Here is an 18,136-nt window from a genome sequence, read left to right on the forward strand (position 1 = left end):
ACCGGCATGTTGATCATCGGCGTGATCCTGTTCGCGCTCGGCATCACCGTTTCGATCGCGCTGCACGAGGCCGGTCACATGTGGACCGCCCGCAAGCTGGGCATGAAGGTCCGCCGGTACTACATCGGCTTCGGACCGAAGATCTTCTCGTTCCGCCGCGGCGAGACCGAGTACGGGCTCAAGGCGATCCCCGCCGGCGGCTTTTGCGACATCGCGGGCATGACCGTGCACGACGAGCTCGCCCCCGACGAGGTCGACCGGGCGATGTGCAAGCAGAAGACGTGGAAGCGTCTCGTCGTGATGTCCGGCGGCATCGTGATGAACTTCGCGCTCGGCCTGCTGCTGATCTTCCTGCTCGCGGTGGGCTGGGGGCTGCCGAACCGGGACGACCGCGCGGTGGTCGACGCGCTGGTGTGCGTGTCGCCGTCACAGGCCCCGAAGGAGCAGGACTACGCGCTGGCCGACTGCTCCGGCGTCGGTCCAGCGGAGGCGGCCGGGATCGAGCAGGGCGACGTCATCGTCGCGGTCAACGGCACGCCGACGCCGACGTTCTCCGACGTCGTGACCGCGACGCAGCCGGTGACCGGGACCGCGGAATTCACCGTCGAGCGGGGCGGCGAAACGCTGACCGTCGACGTGCCGGTGACGCAGGCGCAGCGGTGGGTCAATAACCGGGATTCGACGCCGGAAAACCCGCTGCCCCCGGTGTCGAAGGAGGTCGGCGCGATCGGCATCGCCGCGCCGCCTGCGTGGGTGGAGTACTCGGCGGTGACCGCGGTCCCCGCGACGTTCGTCTACACCGGGGACCTGTTCGTGCAGAGCGTGCAGGGGCTGATCCAGATGCCGTCGAAGGTGGCCGACCTGTGGACGGCGGTCACCGGCGGCGAGCGGGCGATCGACACCCCGGTCAGCGTGGTCGGCGCCTCGGTGATCGGTGGGCAGGCCGCCGAACGCGGCCTGTGGGAGATGTTCATCGTGCTGCTCGCGTCGCTGAACTTCTTCCTCGGCATCTTCAACCTGCTGCCGCTGCTGCCGTTGGACGGCGGGCACATGGCCGTCGCCGTCTACGAGAAGATCCGCAACAGCCTGCGGATGCGTCGGGGCCTGCCCGCGGGTGGGCCGGTCGACTACATGAAGCTGATGCCGCTGACGTACGTGGTGATCGCGATCGGCGGAGCGTTCATGCTGCTCACGCTCACCGCGGACATCATCAACCCGATCAAGATTTTCTAGCCCGACTAGACTTCCCTGGTACCGCAAAAACGAAAGTAGGCAACCGTGACCAGCCCCGTCGGTTTGGGCATGCCCGACGTCCCCGCAGTCCTCGCCCCGCGTCGCACGACCCGGCAGTTGATGGTCGGGGGTGTCGGTGTCGGCAGCGACCATCCCGTGTCGGTGCAGTCGATGTGCACCACCAAGACGCACGACGTGAACGCCACCCTGCAGCAGATCGCCGAACTGACGGCATCCGGCTGCGACATCGTCCGTGTCGCCTGCCCCCGGCAGGAGGACGCGGATGCGCTCGCGACGATCGCGAAGAAGAGCCAGATCCCGGTGATCGCGGACATCCACTTCCAGCCGCGGTACATCTTCGCCGCGATCGACGCCGGCTGCGCAGCGGTCCGCGTCAATCCCGGCAACATCAAGGAGTTCGACGGCCGCGTCAAGGAGGTCGCGAAGGCGGCCGGGGACGCGGGCATCCCGATCCGGATCGGCGTCAACGCCGGCTCGCTCGACCCGCGGCTGATGCAGAAGTACGGCAAGGCCACCCCGGAGGCCCTCGTCGAGTCCGCGCTGTGGGAGGCGGGCCTGTTCGAGGAGCACGGCTTCGGCGACATCAAGATCTCCGTCAAGCACAACGACCCGGTCGTGATGGTCGAGGCGTACCGGCAGCTCGCCGCGCAGTGCGACTACCCGCTGCACCTCGGTGTCACCGAGGCCGGTCCCGCCTTCCAGGGCACCATCAAGTCGGCGGTCGCGTTCGGCGCGCTGCTGTCCGAGGGCATCGGCGACACGATCCGGGTGTCGCTGTCGGCGCCGCCCGCCGAGGAAATCAAGGTCGGCACGCAGATCCTGCAGTCGCTGAACCTGCGTCCCCGCAAGCTGGAGATCGTGTCCTGCCCGTCCTGTGGGCGGGCCCAGGTGGACGTGTACACCCTCGCGAACGAGGTGACCGCGGGCCTCGAGGGCATGGAGGTTCCGCTGCGCGTCGCGGTGATGGGCTGCGTCGTCAACGGTCCCGGCGAGGCCCGCGAGGCGGATCTCGGCGTCGCGTCCGGCAACGGCAAGGGGCAGATCTTCGTCAAGGGTCAGGTCATCAAGACCGTCCCGGAGGCGCAGATTGTGGAGACCCTGATCGAGGAGGCAATGCGCATCGCCGAGGAGATGGGCAACGATTCGGAATCGGGAACGCCGGTCGTCACCGTCAGCTGACCGCGGACCGTATCCTGTCGGCACGCCCACCGCGTGGGTGATTCAAGTGTCCGATTCGTTCGACGAGACCCGGGGGTGACGGGGTGCTCAAACTCCTCGGCGCCAGGCAACTCGGCGCGCGGGACCGCGCCGACGTGCTCCGGGTGCTCGACGCCGACCCCGTCGCGACGTGCATGGTCGCCGCCCGGGTGCAGGACCTCGGTGTCGAACCGCGTTCGATCAACGGGGAACTGTGGAGTCGCGGCGGGCCCGACGAGTCGCTGTGCTTCTCCGGCGCGAACCTCGTCCCGCTGCGCGGCACCATCGGCGATCTGCGCGCCTTCGCGGACCGGGCGTGCCGGTTCCCGCGCATGTGCTCCTCGCTGGTCGGGCGGGCCGAACTGACGATGCCGCTGTGGGAGATGCTCGAATCCGACTGGGGCCCGGCCCGGGAGGTCCGTGCCGACCAGCCGCTGCTCGCGCTCGCCGCGCGGCCACTCGTCGAACCCGATCCGCAGGTTCGCCTGGTCAGGATGGACGAGCTCGACGCCTACCTCGTCGCCGCCGTCGACATGTTCATCGAGGAGGTCGGTGTCGACCCGCGCGCCGGTGACGGGGGCCGCGGATACCGGCGCCGCGTCGCCGGGCTCATCGCCGCGGGCCGCGCGTTCGCCCGCTTCGAGAACGGCGCCGTGCTGTTCAAGGCGGAGATCGGGTCCGCGTCCCGCCAGGTGGGCCAGATCCAGGGAGTGTGGGTGCACCCCGAACACCGCTGTCGTGGCCTCGGCGCCGCGGGTACCGCCGCGGTCGCCGCCGCCGTCGTCGACGGCGGCCGCACCGCCAGCCTGTACGTCAACAGCTTCAACGCCCCGGCCCGTCGCGCATACGAGCGGATCGGCTTCACCCAGGTGGCCACCTTCTCGACCATCCTCCTCGACTAGCCTGCCCTCGGTCGGCTCTGCCGCCGTGCGTGCCGAGCACCCCGGTCGGGGTACACATCGCGCACGGTCGTTGGGCCGAATGCGTGCGCGGCGCACCTACTATGGGCGTCGATGAAGTCACGTGTCGCCCACCGCGCCCGCACCCCGTTCGTCCTCGCGCTCGCCGGGGCGCTCACCGTCGGGCTCGCCGCGTGTACCCCGAAGCCCGACGGGCCCGAACCGGCGGCCCAGCAGTTCGTGACCGCGCTCGCCGGGCGGGAGACTGCCGCAGCGGCCGCGCTGTCCGACCGGCCCGACGTCGCGCAGCAGGCGCTGGACTCGGCGTGGGACAACCTGCAGGCCGAGTCGATGACCGCGACGCTCGGCGACGTCCGGGTCGCCGGCGACACCGCGACCGTCGGCTACACCTACGAGTGGCACCTTCCGAAGAACCGGGTCTGGACCTACAGCGGTGACCTGCAGATGGGCAGGAAGGATGGGGACTGGGCGGTGCGGTGGAATTCGACCGACCTGCACCCGAAACTCGGTGACACCCACACGATGTCGCTGCGCGCGATACCGGCACCCCGGGCCAGGGTCAACGAACGGTCCGGAACCGACGTGCTGGTGCCCGGCACCATCGAACGGATCAAGCTGGACGCGCGGAAGGCGGGCGACCTGGGGTCCGTCGCAGGCGCGCTCGCGAGGATCCTGGCGCCGTTCGTCCCGTCCCTGACCGCGCAGTCGATCGCCGAGTCGGCGTCCAGCGTCAAGGGCACCTATCTGGTCGCGAGCCTGCGCGAGGAGGACTACGAGACGGTCGCCGCGTCCCTGACCGAACTGCCGGGGGTCACGGTCGACGAGGAGGCCGACCTGCTGTCCACCGACCGCGACTTCGCGCCCGACCTGATCGGCCAGGTCAAGAAGCGGGTCATCGACGAGGTGGACGGCACCGCCGGGTGGAGCGTCGTGACCGTCAACCAGAACGGCCTCGACACCGACGTGCTGACGGACACCAAACCCCAACCGGCCCCGTCGTTCTCGGTCAGCCTCGACCGCCCGATCCAGGTCGCCGCACAGAACGCGGTCGACGCCCGCACCGAGCAGGCGATGATGGTGGTGATCCAGCCGTCCACCGGGGCGATCCTCGCCGTCGCGCAGAACAAGGCCGCCGACCGGGACGGCCCCGTCGCGTCCACCGGCATGTACCCACCCGGCTCGACGTTCAAGATCATCACCGCTGGCGCGGCGATCGACACCGGCCTCGCGACCCCCGGCACCATGGTCGGCTGCCCGGGCCGGATCGTGATCGGGGAACGATCGGTGCCGAACTACAACGAGTTCGCGCTCGGCACCGTGTCGATGAGCACCGCGTTCGCGCGGTCCTGCAACACCACCTTCGCGAAACTGGCCAGCGAGATGGAGCCGGACACGCTGACCAGGGCGGCAGCGCAGTTCGGCATCGGCGTCGACTACGACGTCCCCGGTTTACCCACCGATGCGGGCTCGGTGCCCCCCGCCGACGACCTGGTGCAGCGCACCGAGGACGGGTTCGGTCAGGGCAAGGTGCTGGTCAGCCCGTTCGGGATGGCCTTGGCCGCCGCGACCGTCGCGAACGGCTCGACACCGGTGCCACATCTGATCGTCGGCGACGAGACCACCGTCGACGGCGAGCGCACCCCGATCACGCCGCAGATGGTCGACGGGCTGCGCGGCATGATGCGCGAGGTGGTCACCTCGGGCACCGCGACCCGGATCGCGGGGGAGGGCGACGTCTACGGCAAGACCGGGGAGGCCGAGGTGGACGGCGGTTCCCACGCGTGGTTCGTCGGCTACCGCGGCGATCTCGCGTTTGCGACGCTCGTGGTCCGCGGTGGCAGCTCCGACAACGCGGTCGCGGTCACCAACGACATGTTCGCCGCGCTGCCCGCCGGGTACTGAGCGGGCGCTACCCGGACACGGGTGCCGCGGCGGCGCCGCGGTGGTCGCGCACGACGGGTTCCGGCTGGGGGGTGCGGTGGTCCCGCACGACCGGTTCGGGTTCGGTGGGGCCGACCAGGACCCCGCCGCCGGGCTCCCCGCCCGGACCGCGGTGATCACGCACCTCCGGTTCCGGGTCGACCACGGTAGGCCCCGGATCCAGGACGCCGTGCGGTGTCGTCACCCGCGGGTCGCTCGGGCAGACCTCCGCGCGCGCCATGCCCGGGTCGTGCGGCGGCATCGGGCACGCGTCCGCGGGATCCGTTGCTCCACCGTCCGGGACGCCGGGGTGCATCGGAGCGGTGAGCGTCGGGTCGAGGTCGGGGACAGCGGCCGCCGACGCGACGCCGGTCAGGCCGAGCGTCAGTCCCGCCGACGCGGCGAGCACGGTGATGATGGTTCGGGCGGTGCGGGAACGGCTCATGAGGGACTCCCTGTGGGTGTTGTGGTCGAGTGCCCCATCAGCGTCCCGCGCGGCGGCTGGCGCGGACACCCACCCCGGGTGGTGGAAGATCCCACCCGCCCTGCGCGAGCGGTCCGGGTCAGGAGTAGATGACGGCGCGGACCACCCGCAGGCTCCGGCGGTCGAGGTAGCAGCACAGCAGGGCGGGCGCGCCGTCGGCGGTGCAGGACGCGGTGACGGCATCGCCGGCGGCGATCACCTTCGTCAGGTTGGTGACGGTGCGGCCGCCGAGGGTGCGCGCGGCGCCGGTGTCGCCCCGCCCCGCGGCCTCGACGAGGTGCCGGACGGCCTGCTTGCCGCGGTCACCGACGCTGCGGACCGCGGCGCCGAACGCGAGCGTCCCGCCGACGCCCTGGTGCCGCAGCATCCGCCCCGCCATCGAAAGGCCGACCCGCACCTTCGCGGGGTCAACGCCCGCGACCTGCGCGAACATCGGGGCCACCGCCCAGTGCGCGGCGATCCGACGGATTCGGGGTTCGCCGTCGTCGAGGGTGGTCTCGTACAGCAGATGCATCGGCGCCTTCGCGACGACGCCGCCACCGAGCCGGGTCTCGATGGTGACGTCGCGGACCACCGTCATCCCGTCGACGATGTCGTCGCGTTCGACGTGGAAGCGAATGTCGTTGGGAGCGATGAAGGTGTCCCAGAAGCGGGCGAGGGGCTGGCCGCCGCGGCGGCGGCTGCGCCGGTCGTAGAGGCCGCCGAGGACGGGCCTGCCCCCGACCGGGTCCTCGACCACGTGCGACCGCGCGAACAGGCCGAGCCACGCATCCCTGTCGTGGTCGGCGACCGCGGCGGGGGAGGCGTGCGCGAGCGCGAGCAGGGCGGCGGGATCGGCGAGCATGGGCACACCTCGGGGTCGGTGAGGGCTGTGGGCACCGCGGAGTATGCCAGAGTTCTGGAACGTGTTCTAGAAGTCAGTTGGTGGGGCCGTGCGGGTGCGCCGGATCGTCCCCGAGGTACTCCGGGTGCAGTTCGCCCTTGACGCCGAGCTTCTTGTTGACCAGGACGTTCACGAACCACAACACCACCCCGATCGCCAGCAGCGCCCCGGCGATCGCGTACTGGTCGGGGTTGCGGTCGGTCAGCGGGGTTGCCAGGAACGCGCAGCTGAGCGCGCCGACCACCGGAAGCACGGTGGGTGCCCGGAAGTGCTTGTGGTCGACCGGGTTCCGCCGCAGCACCAGGACCGCGACGTTGACGATGGTGAACACGCAGAGCAGCAGCAGCGCGGTGGTGCCGCCGAGCTGGGGCACCTCGCCGACAAACGTGATCAGGCCGAGGGCCAACAGGGTGGTGAAGCCGATCGCGATGTACGGGGTGCGCCGGGACCGGTGCACCCGGCCCAGCTGTGGTGGCAGCACGTGCTGCCTGCTCATCCCGTACAGCAGCCGGCTCGCCATCAGCATGTTGATCAGCGCGGTGTTCGCTACCGCGAACATCGTGATGAACGCGAAGATCCCGATCGGGAACCCGGGCGCCCCGGCCTGCACCACCTTCAGCAGCGGGGTGTCGCCCTCGCCGAGCTCGGCCGCAGGCACCAGCGCGATCGCGGTCACCGACACCAGCACGTAGACCAGGCCGGTGAACAGCAGACCGATCAGCAGCACCTTCGGAAAGATCCGGCTCGGATCCTTGCATTCCTCGGCCATGTTCACCGAGTCCTCGAATCCGACCATCGCGTAGAAGGCCAGCGTGGTCGCCGCGATCACCCCGCCGAGCGCGGTGCGATCCCCGGTGTCGAACGTCATCGCGCGGGAGAAGTCGCCGTCGCCGACGCCGAGCGCCCACATGCCGATGAAGATGATGATCAGCAGGCCCGACAGCTCCACGCAGGTGAGCACCACGTTCACCTTCACCGATTCGCCGACGCCGCGGAAGTTGACCGCCGCGACGATCAGCATGAAGGCGATGCCGAGCAGGGTGATCCCGATGCCGGTGCGCAGGTCGAGGTCGAAGGCCTCGGCGAAGTTCGCGGCGAACGCGCGGGACGCGGTCGCCGCCGACGTGATCCCCGAACACATCACCGCGAACGTGACCATGAACGTCAGGAATTGGATGCCGAACGCCTTGTGCGTGTACAGCGCGGCCCCGGCGGCCTGCGGATACTTGGTGACCAGCTCCAGGTAGCTGAACGCGGTGATCAGCGCGACCCCGAACGCGACGAGGAAGGGCAACCACACCACGCCGCCGACATCCTTGGCCACCTGCCCGGTCAGGGCGTAGATGCCGGTGCCGAGGATATCGCCGACGATGAACAGCAGCAGCAGCCACGGTCCCATCACCCGTCTGAGCGTCGGTTCCTGTCCGGTGTCGGCCGGTGTGGTCATGACGCCTCCTTGAGTGGAATCGCCTTCGGGCCTAGGGCAGCAGGCCGAGCCGCCGCGCGCTCACCACCGCTTCGTGCCGGGAGTGCGCGTCCAGCTTGCCCATCGCGCTGCGCAGGTAGCTCTTGACCGTCTCCGCCCCCAGCGAGAGTCGATGCGCGACTTCGTTGTTCGTGCAACCCAAGGCGATGTGGGCGAGGACGTCGAGTTCCCGCGGCGACAGGGCGACGGCGCCCGGGTCGGCGCCTGCGGAGAGCAGCCCGGCGAGCTTATCCGCGACCGCACGCAGCCGCCGCCGCAGCGCGTCGTCGGGGACGTCCGTGGCCAGGCTCCGCAGGTCCGCGTTGGCGTCCCGGATGCCCTCGGACACCGCCGCGTCGACGCCACCCGCCGCCGCGTCGCGGGTGCCGAGCAGACGCAGCCTGCGGTCCACCTCGTCGCGGATCGTGATCTCCGCGGCGAGTCGGCGCCCGGACAGTGTCAGCACCTCGGCGGTCCGGTCACCGATCGGTGTCGACTCCCGGATCGCCGCGTACAGCACGGCCCGGGACACGCCGTCGACGACGACCGGCACGGCGAGCACCGACCGCAGCCCCTCGCCGAGGACCGGGCCGTCGAAGTGGTGGGTGATGCTGCGGGCGATGCGGTAGTCGGGGACCGATGCGGGACGGCGTTGGTGGGCGGCGCGGCCGCCGAGACCGGATGTGGACGGCACGGTCAGGCCCCTTAGCCCGTTCGTCCGGGTGCCGAGGAACTCGGTGAGCAGCAGGTTGCCGTCGTGAACCTCGCCGCCGAACAGCACGGGAACACCCGTCAGGCCCGCCGCATGACGCAGCTCGGCGCGCAGCGCGTCGCCGTCCCTGGGACGTAGGAGGGGGCTCGGCATCGGCATCGGTGGCTACCCCTTTCCGGGGGTGGTGAACGGCTCCTGTGAGCTAGATCATAAGGCCAGTGACGTGGTCGGCGTCACGCCCGGAACGGAAGTGGGAGGAACCACCGATGAACGACACCGCGACCCGCGTTGGTGCGCTGCTGGCCCGATACGACACCGCCGACGCCTGCGCGGCCGAGCTGCTGTGCGACCGGCACCCGGCCGACGCCGTCGCGTTCACCGTGATCGACGCGGACCTGTCCTCGCGGGACCTCACCTACGGCGAGCTGCGCGACGAGTCGACGCGGTTCGCCGCCGCGCTCGCCGACCTGGGGGTCGAGCCGGGCCACTGCGTCGCCACCCTGATGGGCAAGTCCGCCGAACTCGTCGTCGCGCTCCTCGGCATCTGGCGCCGCGGCGCCGTCCACGTGCCGCTGTTCACCGCGTTCGCCCCGCCCGCGATCGCGTTCCGGCTGACCTCGGCGGGCGCGCGGGTCGTGGTCGCGGACCGGGACCAGCTGGGCAAGCTCGCGCCGGGCGACGACATCCCCGCCGACGCCCCGTGGACGACGGTCGTCGCGGCGGGAGACCCGGAGTCCGACGCGCAGCTGCGGCTCACCGACCTGCTCGCCGCGCACACCGCGGACGACCCGAAGGGCGCGGCCGTCGCGGTCGGGGGCGCGGCGCCGCTGGTGCAGCTGTTCACCTCCGGCACCACCGGAACGCCGAAGGGGGTGCCGGTCCCGGTGCGCGCGCTGGCCTCGTTCCACGGCTACCTCGAGTTCGGCCTCGACGTGCGTCCCGACGATGTCTTCTGGAACGCCGCCGACCCGGGCTGGGCGTACGGCCTGTACTACGCGCTGCTCGGCCCGATGGCGGCCGGGACCCGCAGCCTGCTGCTGCACGCCGGATTCTCGGCGGCGCTGACCTGGCAGGTGATCGAGCGCTTCGGGGTCACCAACTTTGCCGCCGCGCCCACCGTGTACCGCAGCCTGCGCGCCGACACCGGGCCGGTCCCCGACGGCCTGACGCTGCGGCGCGCGTCGTCGGCGGGGGAGCCGCTGACCCCCGACGTCGTCGCCTGGTCGCGGTCCACCCTCGGCTGCGAGGTGCGCGATCACTACGGGCAGACCGAGCACGGCATGTTCATCGTCAACGCCTGGGCCGACGGCCTGCGTGAGCAGGTTCCGGCCGGGTCGATGGGGCGGGCGCTGCCGGGCTGGTCGTGCGCGGTGCTGCGCGACGACGCCGACGAGGTGGCGCCGCCGCGGACCGCGGGCCGGGTCGCGATCGACACCCGTCGCTCGCCGCTGATGTGGTTCGCCGGCTACGTCGACGCCCCGGAGAAGACCAGGCAGCGGTTCACCGCGGACGGCCGCTGGTACATCACCGGGGACGCGGGCAGCACCGACGAGGACGGGCACTTTTTCTTCTCCTCCCGCGATGACGACGTGATCATCATGGCCGGCTACCGGATCGGCCCGTTCGACGTCGAGTCCGTCCTGGTGATGCACGAGCACGTCGTCGAGGCCGCCGTCGTCGGCATGCCCGATGAGCTGCGCGGTGAGGTGCTTGAGGCGTTCGTTGTGCTCCGGGACGGGGTGGATGGCACCGACGACCTCGAGGCCGAGCTGCAGCAGCTGGTGAAGAAGAAGTTCGCGGCGCACGCCTATCCGCGGACCGTGCACTTCGTGCCGTCGCTGCCGAAGACCCCCAGCGGCAAGGTACAGCGGTACATCCTGCGGCTGCGCCCGTGAGTCCTTTTGGCCCCCAGCGGGACCAGAAGGACTCACGGGTGCGTCAGCGCCTGCGGAGGCGGCCGACGACCAGCAGCGCGAGCAGGGTGACCGCGAGCAGCAGCGTGGTGTTCGCGGCGGCCTGGAACACCTGGCCGCGGTCGGTGAGCCCGAAGATGGTCACCGGCAGCGTCTTCCACGTCGCCGGGTACACCATCACGGTGGCCCCGAGCTCACCCATCGACAGCGCGATGGACAGCCCGGCGGCGGCGCCGATCGCGGGCAGCAGCAGCGGCAGCGTCACCCGCAGCAGCACCCGGACCGGTCCGGCGCCGAGCGACTCGGCGGCCTGCCGGTAGGCGGGGTCCATCCGGTCCAGCGCGGCGGAGACAGAGCTGAACGCGAACGCCAACACCAGCACCGTGTGCGCGAGAATCACGATCCACTTGGTGCCGCCGAGCAACAGCGGCCGCGAGTTGAACGCGATCAGCAGGCCGAGGCCGATCGCCACCGACGGCACCGCGATCGGCAGGTGGAACACGGCGTCGGTGAGCTTCCGCAGCCAGGCCGGCGCCTCCCGTGCCGCGAGCGCCGCCCACGTCCCGACCCCGAGCGCGAGGGCGCCCGCGATGAACGCCGTCTGCAGGCTCACCGCCAGGCTCGCCAGGTTGTCGTCCGACAGGGCGGCGGCGAAGTGCTTGCCGCCCAGGTCCGACGGCAGCGGCCCGGTCCAAGACCCGGCGAGGCCCGCCGCGATGACCGTCGCGATCGGGGCAACGAAGACCACCGCGACCACCAGCCCGAACACGGTCAGCGTGAGTGCCCTAGCGCGCGTTGTCCACAGCAGCACGGCTGCCTCCCATCGGTCGGTTGAACAGGACCCGGTAGCCGACGTACAGCGCGATCGACAGCGCCACCTGCACCGTCGCGATGACCGCGGCGCCGGGCAGGTCGAAGGTCACGATGCCGCGGGTGTAGATCAGCACCGGCAGCGTCACCACGTCCTTCGCCCCGGTGAACAGCACGATGCCGAACTCGTTGAGCGTCAACAGCAGGACCAGTGATCCACCGGACATCAGCGCCGGCCACGCCTCCGGCATCACCACCGTCCGCAGCACCCGGGCCGGTGACGCGCCGAGGCTGGCGGCGACGTCGAGCTGCTCGCGCGGCAGCTGGGTGAACGCGGCGAGCAGCGGCCGCACGACGAACGGGGTGAAGAAGGTGATCTCGGCGGCGATGACGCCGAGCGGGGTCGCGAGGAAGTTCAACGGCCCCTGCTCGGCGCCGGTGATCCGGGTGATCAGGGCGTTGACCGCGCCCGCGGTGCCGTACAGGAACGTGAACGCGAGGGTGATCAGGAACGACGGCAGCGACAGCACCGTGTCGATCAGCCTGCCCACCACCTTCGACCCGGGAAACGGGACGAACGCGAGGACCAGCGCAAGGAACGTGCCAAGCACCATCGCGCCGAGCGTCGACAGCGCCGCGATCTGCACGGTGCGCCACAACGCGTTCCGGAACAGCTCCGACCCCAGCACCTCGGTCCAAGTGGACCAGCCGCGGCCGTCGTCGGTGACGGTGGACTCGGCAAGCACCCGGGCCATCGGGTAGACGGCGAACCCGAGCACCAGCAGCAGCGGCGGCAGCGCCAACAGCGTCGGTGCCCATCGGCGCGGTTCGGGCCGCACCGGGATCGGGTCCGACACCGGGCGGTCCAGGAGCGCGGTCACGACACCGGTCCCGGGGCCGGGACCAGCACCGCGCTCAGGTCGGGGAAGCTCACCCCGACCGGGCTGCCGATCGGTCGACCGTCGTGTCCGGTGACGTCCACGTCGACCGGATGCCCGGGCAGCCCGTCGAGGGTGACGGTGAGGCGGGTGGTTGCGCCGCGCCAGACGCTCCCGGTGACGGTCCCGGCCAGCGCACCCCGCTCGCCGGGGGACACCAGGGTCACCGCGTGCGGCCGGATGCACAGCAGGGCGGCGGAATCGGCGGCCTCCCAGTCGGCGGCACCGGCCGGTGTCGCTGGCGCCTGGGCGGTGACCGGAACACCGGCCAGCGACACCAGGGCGGATCCGCCGATCACCCGGGTCACCGCGGCTGGCAGCAGGTTCGCCCCGCCGAGGAACGCGGCGGTGAAACTGCTCGGGGGCCGCTTCCACAGGTTCTCGGTGGTGTCCACGTCCACCAGTCGGGCGTCGCGCATCACGGCGATCCGGTCGGCGAGCGCGAGCGCCTCGGACTGGTCGTGGGTGACGTAGAGCATCGCGGTGTCCGGCAAGGCCGCCCGCAGCTGCTGCAGTTCGGTGAGCATCGACTGCCGCAGCTGCGCGTCGAGCGCGGCGAGCGGCTCGTCCAGCAGCAGCACCTTCGGGCGGATCGCGAGCGCCCTGGCGATCGCCACCCGCTGCTGTTGCCCGCCGGACAGTTCGCGGGGAAAACGCTTGCCGTAGGCCGACATTCCGACCATTTCGAGGGCGTCCGCGACCCGGCCGCCGATCTCGGACCGCGGCACGCGCTGCGAGCGCAGGCCGAACGCGACGTTCTCCGCGACCCGCATGTGCGGGAACAGCGCGTAGGACTGGACGACGACGCCGATCCCGCGCCGGGCCGGGGGCAGGTCGGTCACGTCGACGTCGCCGAGGCGGACGGTGCCCGACACCGGGCGGTTGAACCCGGCGAGCGCCTTGAGCGCGGTCGACTTGCCGGACCCGCTCGGCCCGAGCAGGGCGACGGTCTCGCCCGGCGCCACCCGCAGGTTGAAGTCGATCAACGCCCGGGTGGCGCCGCGTCCCCGCCCGTAGGCCACGTTGACGCGGTCGAAGGTGATCGCAGGGTGGGTGGCGCCGCGGGTGCCGCGGTCGGTGCCGGTGTCCGTGGCGCGCCACCGGGTGTTGATCCTGTTCATGTCAGCTCCCGGTCGCCTTCTGGTACGCGGCCAGGTCGGCGTCGAGGTCGCGCAGCACGTCGTTCCAGTTCGGGGTCCACACGTCGACGCCTGCGAGGGCCCCGGCCGGGGTGTTCGGGTCGGTGCCCTCGCCCGCCGTGAGGTCGGTGCGCACCGAGACGCCGAGCGCGTCGGTGCCGACGGCGCGCTGCGCCTTCTCCGAGAGCAGGTACTCCATCAGCTGCTTCGCCTCCTCGGAGCGGGGGGCGCCCGTCGCAAGGCCCATCACGTAGGGGAGCGCGATGGTGGTGCGGGTGCCGTCCGGGTTCGCCGGGAAGAACAGGTCGAACTGCGAGCCGTCGTCCCTGATCGACGCCAGGTTCATCTGCACGTCGCCGTTCGCGACGAGCAGTTCCCCGTTGCTGACCTTCGGCTGCAGCTTGCCGGTCGACGACGACGGGCCGACGTTGTTGGTCTGCAGCGCCGCCAGGTAGTCGAGCGCGCCCTCCTTGCCCATCAGGTGCTGCAGCAGCAGCAGGACCGCGGTGCCGTCGCCGGCCTGGCCCGGCGTCGAGTACTGCAGCTTGCCCTTGAACTGCTCGGTAAGCAGGTCGTCCCAGGTCGTCGGGGTCGGGTTCGCGCCGGGGTTGGCGATGAAGGTCAGGTAGTTGTTCACCACCGGGACGTAGCTGCCCGCCGGATCCTGCACGTCGGCGGGGACGGCGGAGGTATCGATTCCGCTCGGCTGCAGCAGGCCCTGCGCCGCCGCCTTCTGGATGAACGGGGGCAGCGTCACGACGACATCGGCCTGCGGGTTGGACTGCTCCTTCTCCACCCGGGAGACGACCTCACCGGAGCCGGCCTCGACGAGGTTGACCGCGATGCCGGTCTCCTTGGTGAATTCCTCGAACTGTGGTTCGTACCAGGAGGCGAGTCCGTCGGCGCTGTAGACGGTGACGACACCGCCGTCGGAGTTTGCGGCGGTGCCGGTGCCCCCGCACGCGGTCAGGGTCAGGGCCGTCGCGACCAGTGCGGCCGCGGCGGCGGCGGGGCGGATCGTGAAGGGACGCATCGAAATCCTCACTGTGGGTGAACGGTGTCAGCGGGTGGACAGGACGAGGTCGGCGAATTCGCGGACCGAGGGCAGGACGGCGGTGGCGCCTGCTGCGCGCAGCTCGTCCTCGCCGTGCGCCCCGGTGAGAGCCCCGGCAACGACGGTGGCGCCTGCCCGCAGCCCGGAGGTGACGTCGTTGGCGGTGTCGCCGAGCACGGCGACCTCGCGGACGTCGTCGATCTGCAGGCGCAGCAGGGCGGTCAGGATCAGGTCGGGGTAGGGGCGCCCCCGTCCGGCGTCGGACGGCGCCAGCGTCAGGTCGGCGATCTCCTGCCACCCGAGGGCGGCAAGCAGCTTGTCCTGCGTGCCGCGGCTGAACCCGGTGGTGAGCGCGACCTTGACGCCCGCGTTGCGGAGCGCGGTGATCGCGTCGGCCGCGCCGGCGATCGGCTCGGCGTTGCCCTCGTCGATCAGGCGGTCGTAGGCCGCCTCAAATGCCGCGTTGGCGGCCCGGGCGCGTTCCTCGTCGCCGCCGGTCAACGCGCGGAAGACGATGATCTTGGACTGGCCCATCGTGTCGAGGACGTATCGCCGGGCGGCGTCGCCGTCCGGGCCCTCGGTGGGGATTCCGCCCGCGACGGACGCGTCGGCGAAGGCCCGAAGGACGAGTCCGTCGTCGGCGACGGTGGTGCCTGCCATGTCGAGGACGGCGAGGCGGATCGGGGTGGTGGACATGCTGTCTCCTGGGGTTGTCTCTAGAGGCCGAGCTGCTCGGCGGTCTGTTCGGCGAGGGCGGGCCCGAGGGTCATGCCGCGCCCGCCCGGCCCGGCGACGACCCAGATGCCCGCGGCGGGCTGCCCGCGGTGCACCAGCTGGCCGGGGTCGAGGTGCTGGCTGTAGACGCCGGCCCACCGCTGGACGATCGGCGGGAGCTTGCGGCCCAGCAGCTCCTCCATGACGGAGGTCAGGTGCTGGTACGGGGCCTCGTCGACGTCGAAGGTGAACGGCTCGTCGTATTCGTGGGTGTCGCCGATCGTCAGGCCGCCGTGCAGGCGCTGCACGCACAGCAACTGCATCCGGTGCGCCGCCGCGGTCGGGGCCTGCGGCTGCGCCGCCTTCAGGGCCTCGAGGGCGTCGCCGGCGAACCCGGGGTAATAGCGGAGGCTGTCGCCGTCCGCGATCGCGGTGGTGAGTGATTCGCCGAGCGGGGCGGTCTGCATCATCTGCAGCCGGACCCGGCGCAGCGGCAGGTCCCCGGCGAGGTCACGGGCCAGCCCGCCGAGGGTGGCGCCGGGGCACACGATCGCGAGATCGGCGTCGAAGGTCCGGCCGCGGTCGTCGCGGATATGGACGCCGGTGCCGTCGCTGGCCACCTCGCGGGCCTCGGTGGAGGCGTGGAAGGTGTAGCGACCGCTGGCCTCCAGATGTGCGCGGATGGCGGGCAGCGTCACCCGGGATTCGACGGCACCATCGCGGCTGCAGTGCAGGCCAGCGAGGTACCTGCCGCGCAGCGCGGGGTTGACGCCGCGAACCCGGCCGGGATCGAGCAGCGTGAACCCGCGGGCGTCGGCGTCGGGCCGGGCGAGCACCTCCTCCGCGACCGCCACCTCCTCGGGGGTGCGGAGCAGGGTCAGTGATCCGGCCGGACGAAAGCCGATGGCGGGGACCCGGGCGGCCAGGTCCGCCCACAGTTCGCGCGAGCGCAGCGCCGCGTCCAGTTCGTGTTCGGCCCGCCCGGACACCCAGACCAGACCGAAGTTGCGTACCGTGGCACCACGTGCCTCGGGTTCCCGTTCGAGGTGGACCACCTCGTGCCCTCTGCGGATCGCCTCGTCGGCGTGTGCCGTGCCGAGGATTCCGCCTCCCACAATTGCAATTCGCATGAGGGCAGCATGGGCATTGGTCTAGACCAACCGGGGGACGCCCTGGAAACTCCAGGTGAACAGTTGGTATAGACCAAATCTGAGGTACTGTGACGACCGTGAGCGACGACGCAATCGTGTTCGAAGAGGTTGGCGCACTGCCGGATTCGGCCCACCGTCGGCCTGGTGCAGCGGCATCGTGACGGCCGAGGGCGTGCCCAAGCATTACGTGGTGCGCACCCACGTCGAGGACCTGCTGGCCGGCCTCGCCGAGGGTGATCCGGTACCCGCGGAGCGCGAACTCGCCGCGACCTGCGGGGTGTCACGGGAGACGGTCCGGCAGGCGCTGCACGAGCTGCTCGTCGCTGGCCGCGTCGAACGGCGGGGGAGGGGCACCGTCGTCGCCCGACCCAAGCTGGTGCAGCCCCTCTCGCTCGGGTCGTACACCGAGGGCGCGCTGAGTCAGGGCCGGGAACCGGGCCGAATCCTGGTGCGGTGGGAGGAGATCGACGCGCGGGAGCGACTGTCCGAGAATCTCGAGATCGCCCCGGGTGCCCCGGTGATTCACCTCGAGCGGGTCCTGCTCGCCGATGGCGAGCGGATCGGACTGGAGAGCACTTATCTGCCGTTGGCGCGCTTCCCGGACCTGGCCGACACCTTCGATCCCGAGAGTTCTCTCTACGCGGCGATCCGCGCCACGGGGGTCCGGTTCGCGACGGCGACCGAGCGGATCGAGACCGTGCTGCCCACCCCGCGCGAGGCGGGGCTCGTCGAGGCGAGCACCGCGCTGCCGATGCTCAAGTTGGATCGGGTGTCCCGGGATGCTGCCGGGGTGCCGATCGAGCGGGTGCGGTCGCTGTACCGCGGTGACCGGATGGCCTTCGTCGCCGAGCTTCGCTGACCCGCCGTGCCCGTCCCGCCCGGATAACGAATTCGGTTCACCGGTGTCGCGACGGGCGAGGGCGACGGACAATGGGCACACATTCCATGTCGACGAAAGGGGTGCCGAAGTGAACCGGACCGAACTCCCGCAGACGTTGCGTCGATCCTCCAGGGAGGTGCAGGAGGCCTTCTCGGCGGCCCACGAGACGGCCGTCAGGCGGTACGGCGAGGGCGAGGACGCCCAGCGTGCCGCGTACGGGCAGCTCAAGCAGGGCTACGAACTCGAGACCGACCATTGGGTGCCCAAGCAGGGGTGAGTCGGATCAGTCGGTGAGGAACCCGGCGCCGAGCGCGGCATAGATCAGTGTGAGCGTCATCAGGACCCAGCCTGCGCCGTGCCACACCGGCCAGGTGCCGCCCCGCTTCCACACCGTGTAGGTGCGGACGAAGGCGCCGAGTCCACCGATCGCCAGGATCGCGGCGGGGGCAATCGCGAGGAGATAGCGGTCGGCGGTCGCGCAGACGGCCGCCTCGGTCGCCGTGCAGTCGCTGCGCCCGAGATAGGCCCAGAGCGCACTCGCGGCCATGACCGCGAGGGCGGTGCCCGCCGCGATGCAGGTATAGCGGGTGGCCCGCCGGAGTTCCGGCGGATCGTTCCACCGCTTCTCGACGTCGTCCGACATGCCGCGCGCCTCCACCCTGCCGCCCGCCGGGCGGCGGGCGCATTCCACGCTACGCCCGG

18 protein-coding genes are annotated in these 18,136 nt (G+C 71.2%); 7 read left to right on the plus strand and 11 right to left on the minus strand.

What is annotated here, in order from left to right:
- Nucleotides 1-6: 6 nt before the first annotated feature.
- The 4 genes from ACFWQG_RS05940 (at nt 7) to ACFWQG_RS05955 (ending at nt 5,273) form a co-directional block, all read left to right on the plus strand.
- A complete protein-coding gene (locus ACFWQG_RS05940) occupies nt 7-1,233 on the plus strand; it encodes a M50 family metallopeptidase (RefSeq protein WP_378506652.1) in 1,227 nt (408 codons plus the stop codon).
- Nucleotides 1,234-1,278: 45 nt separating this feature from the next.
- The gene (gene ispG / locus ACFWQG_RS05945; RefSeq protein WP_378506653.1) at nt 1,279-2,433 is read left to right on the plus strand and encodes a flavodoxin-dependent (E)-4-hydroxy-3-methylbut-2-enyl-diphosphate synthase; all 1,155 of its coding nucleotides are present in this window, start codon (nt 1,279-1,281) and stop codon (nt 2,431-2,433) included.
- Between the two features lie 83 nt (nt 2,434-2,516).
- Complete coding sequence (locus ACFWQG_RS05950; RefSeq protein ID WP_378506654.1) at nt 2,517-3,353, plus strand: GNAT family N-acetyltransferase; 837 nt, start codon at nt 2,517-2,519, stop codon at nt 3,351-3,353.
- A gap of 111 nt (nt 3,354-3,464) precedes the next feature.
- Nucleotides 3,465-5,273, plus strand: a complete 1,809-nt coding sequence (locus ACFWQG_RS05955) for a penicillin-binding transpeptidase domain-containing protein (RefSeq protein WP_378506655.1) — start codon at nt 3,465-3,467, stop codon at nt 5,271-5,273.
- Nucleotides 5,274-5,280: 7 nt separating this feature from the next.
- On the opposite strand, the gene ACFWQG_RS05960 is transcribed toward ACFWQG_RS05955, so the two are convergent.
- From ACFWQG_RS05960 to ACFWQG_RS05975, 4 genes are all read right to left on the minus strand, one after another.
- Complete coding sequence (locus ACFWQG_RS05960; RefSeq protein WP_378506656.1) at nt 5,281-5,736, minus strand: hypothetical protein; 456 nt, start codon at nt 5,734-5,736, stop codon at nt 5,281-5,283.
- A 118-nt stretch (nt 5,737-5,854) separates the two neighbouring features.
- Nucleotides 5,855-6,619, minus strand: a complete 765-nt coding sequence (locus tag ACFWQG_RS05965) for a nuclear transport factor 2 family protein (protein ID WP_378506657.1) — start codon at nt 6,617-6,619, stop codon at nt 5,855-5,857.
- 73 nt (nt 6,620-6,692) lie between these two features.
- A complete protein-coding gene (locus ACFWQG_RS05970) occupies nt 6,693-8,105 on the minus strand; it encodes an APC family permease (protein ID WP_378506658.1) in 1,413 nt (470 codons plus the stop codon).
- A gap of 31 nt (nt 8,106-8,136) precedes the next feature.
- Nucleotides 8,137-8,994 carry a LuxR C-terminal-related transcriptional regulator gene (locus tag ACFWQG_RS05975; protein WP_378506659.1) on the minus strand — a complete coding sequence of 286 codons (858 nt, stop codon included), beginning with the start codon at nt 8,992-8,994 and terminating at the stop codon, nt 8,137-8,139.
- Nucleotides 8,995-9,101: 107 nt separating this feature from the next.
- Between ACFWQG_RS05975 and ACFWQG_RS05980 the strand changes: the two genes are divergently transcribed.
- Nucleotides 9,102-10,730: an AMP-binding protein gene (locus ACFWQG_RS05980; RefSeq protein WP_378506660.1), complete on the plus strand. Its 1,629-nt coding sequence runs from the start codon at nt 9,102-9,104 to the stop codon at nt 10,728-10,730.
- 43 nt (nt 10,731-10,773) lie between these two features.
- On the opposite strand, the gene ACFWQG_RS05985 is transcribed toward ACFWQG_RS05980, so the two are convergent.
- Genes ACFWQG_RS05985 through ACFWQG_RS06010 form a run of 6 tightly spaced genes read right to left on the minus strand, consistent with a single transcriptional unit; the run spans nt 10,774 to nt 16,533 of the window.
- A complete protein-coding gene (locus ACFWQG_RS05985) occupies nt 10,774-11,559 on the minus strand; it encodes an ABC transporter permease (RefSeq protein WP_378506661.1) in 786 nt (261 codons plus the stop codon).
- On the minus strand, nt 11,534-12,439 hold the full coding sequence (locus ACFWQG_RS05990; RefSeq protein WP_378506662.1) for a 2-aminoethylphosphonate ABC transporter permease subunit: 906 nt from the start codon (nt 12,437-12,439) through the stop codon (nt 11,534-11,536). Before ACFWQG_RS05990 ends, ACFWQG_RS05985 begins: the two co-directional genes overlap by 26 nt.
- Complete coding sequence (locus tag ACFWQG_RS05995) at nt 12,436-13,617, minus strand: ABC transporter ATP-binding protein (RefSeq protein WP_378506663.1); 1,182 nt, start codon at nt 13,615-13,617, stop codon at nt 12,436-12,438. Before ACFWQG_RS05995 ends, ACFWQG_RS05990 begins: the two co-directional genes overlap by 4 nt.
- A gap of 1 nt (nt 13,618) precedes the next feature.
- Complete coding sequence (locus tag ACFWQG_RS06000) at nt 13,619-14,668, minus strand: 2-aminoethylphosphonate ABC transporter substrate-binding protein (RefSeq protein WP_378506664.1); 1,050 nt, start codon at nt 14,666-14,668, stop codon at nt 13,619-13,621.
- A gap of 27 nt (nt 14,669-14,695) precedes the next feature.
- Complete coding sequence (locus ACFWQG_RS06005) at nt 14,696-15,385, minus strand: phosphonatase-like hydrolase (RefSeq protein ID WP_378506665.1); 690 nt, start codon at nt 15,383-15,385, stop codon at nt 14,696-14,698.
- Between the two features lie 20 nt (nt 15,386-15,405).
- The gene (locus tag ACFWQG_RS06010; RefSeq protein ID WP_378506666.1) at nt 15,406-16,533 is read right to left on the minus strand and encodes a TIGR03364 family FAD-dependent oxidoreductase; all 1,128 of its coding nucleotides are present in this window, start codon (nt 16,531-16,533) and stop codon (nt 15,406-15,408) included.
- 175 nt (nt 16,534-16,708) lie between these two features.
- Between ACFWQG_RS06010 and ACFWQG_RS06015 the strand changes: the two genes are divergently transcribed.
- Both ACFWQG_RS06015 and ACFWQG_RS06020 read left to right on the plus strand, forming a co-directional pair.
- Nucleotides 16,709-17,413, plus strand: a complete 705-nt coding sequence (locus tag ACFWQG_RS06015; protein ID WP_378506752.1) for a GntR family transcriptional regulator — start codon at nt 16,709-16,711, stop codon at nt 17,411-17,413.
- A gap of 109 nt (nt 17,414-17,522) precedes the next feature.
- Nucleotides 17,523-17,711 (plus strand): ChaB family protein, encoded by a 189-nt coding sequence (locus tag ACFWQG_RS06020; protein ID WP_378506667.1) that lies wholly within the window; start codon nt 17,523-17,525, stop codon nt 17,709-17,711.
- 6 nt (nt 17,712-17,717) lie between these two features.
- Here the strand turns inward: ACFWQG_RS06020 and ACFWQG_RS06025 are convergent, their stop codons facing one another.
- Nucleotides 17,718-18,077 (minus strand): hypothetical protein, encoded by a 360-nt coding sequence (locus ACFWQG_RS06025; RefSeq protein WP_378506668.1) that lies wholly within the window; start codon nt 18,075-18,077, stop codon nt 17,718-17,720.
- Nucleotides 18,078-18,136: the final 59 nt, after the last annotated feature.

This window comes from Rhodococcus sp. NPDC058532 (genome assembly GCF_042719255.1).
Lineage (GTDB): Bacteria > Actinomycetota > Actinomycetes > Mycobacteriales > Mycobacteriaceae > Rhodococcus_G.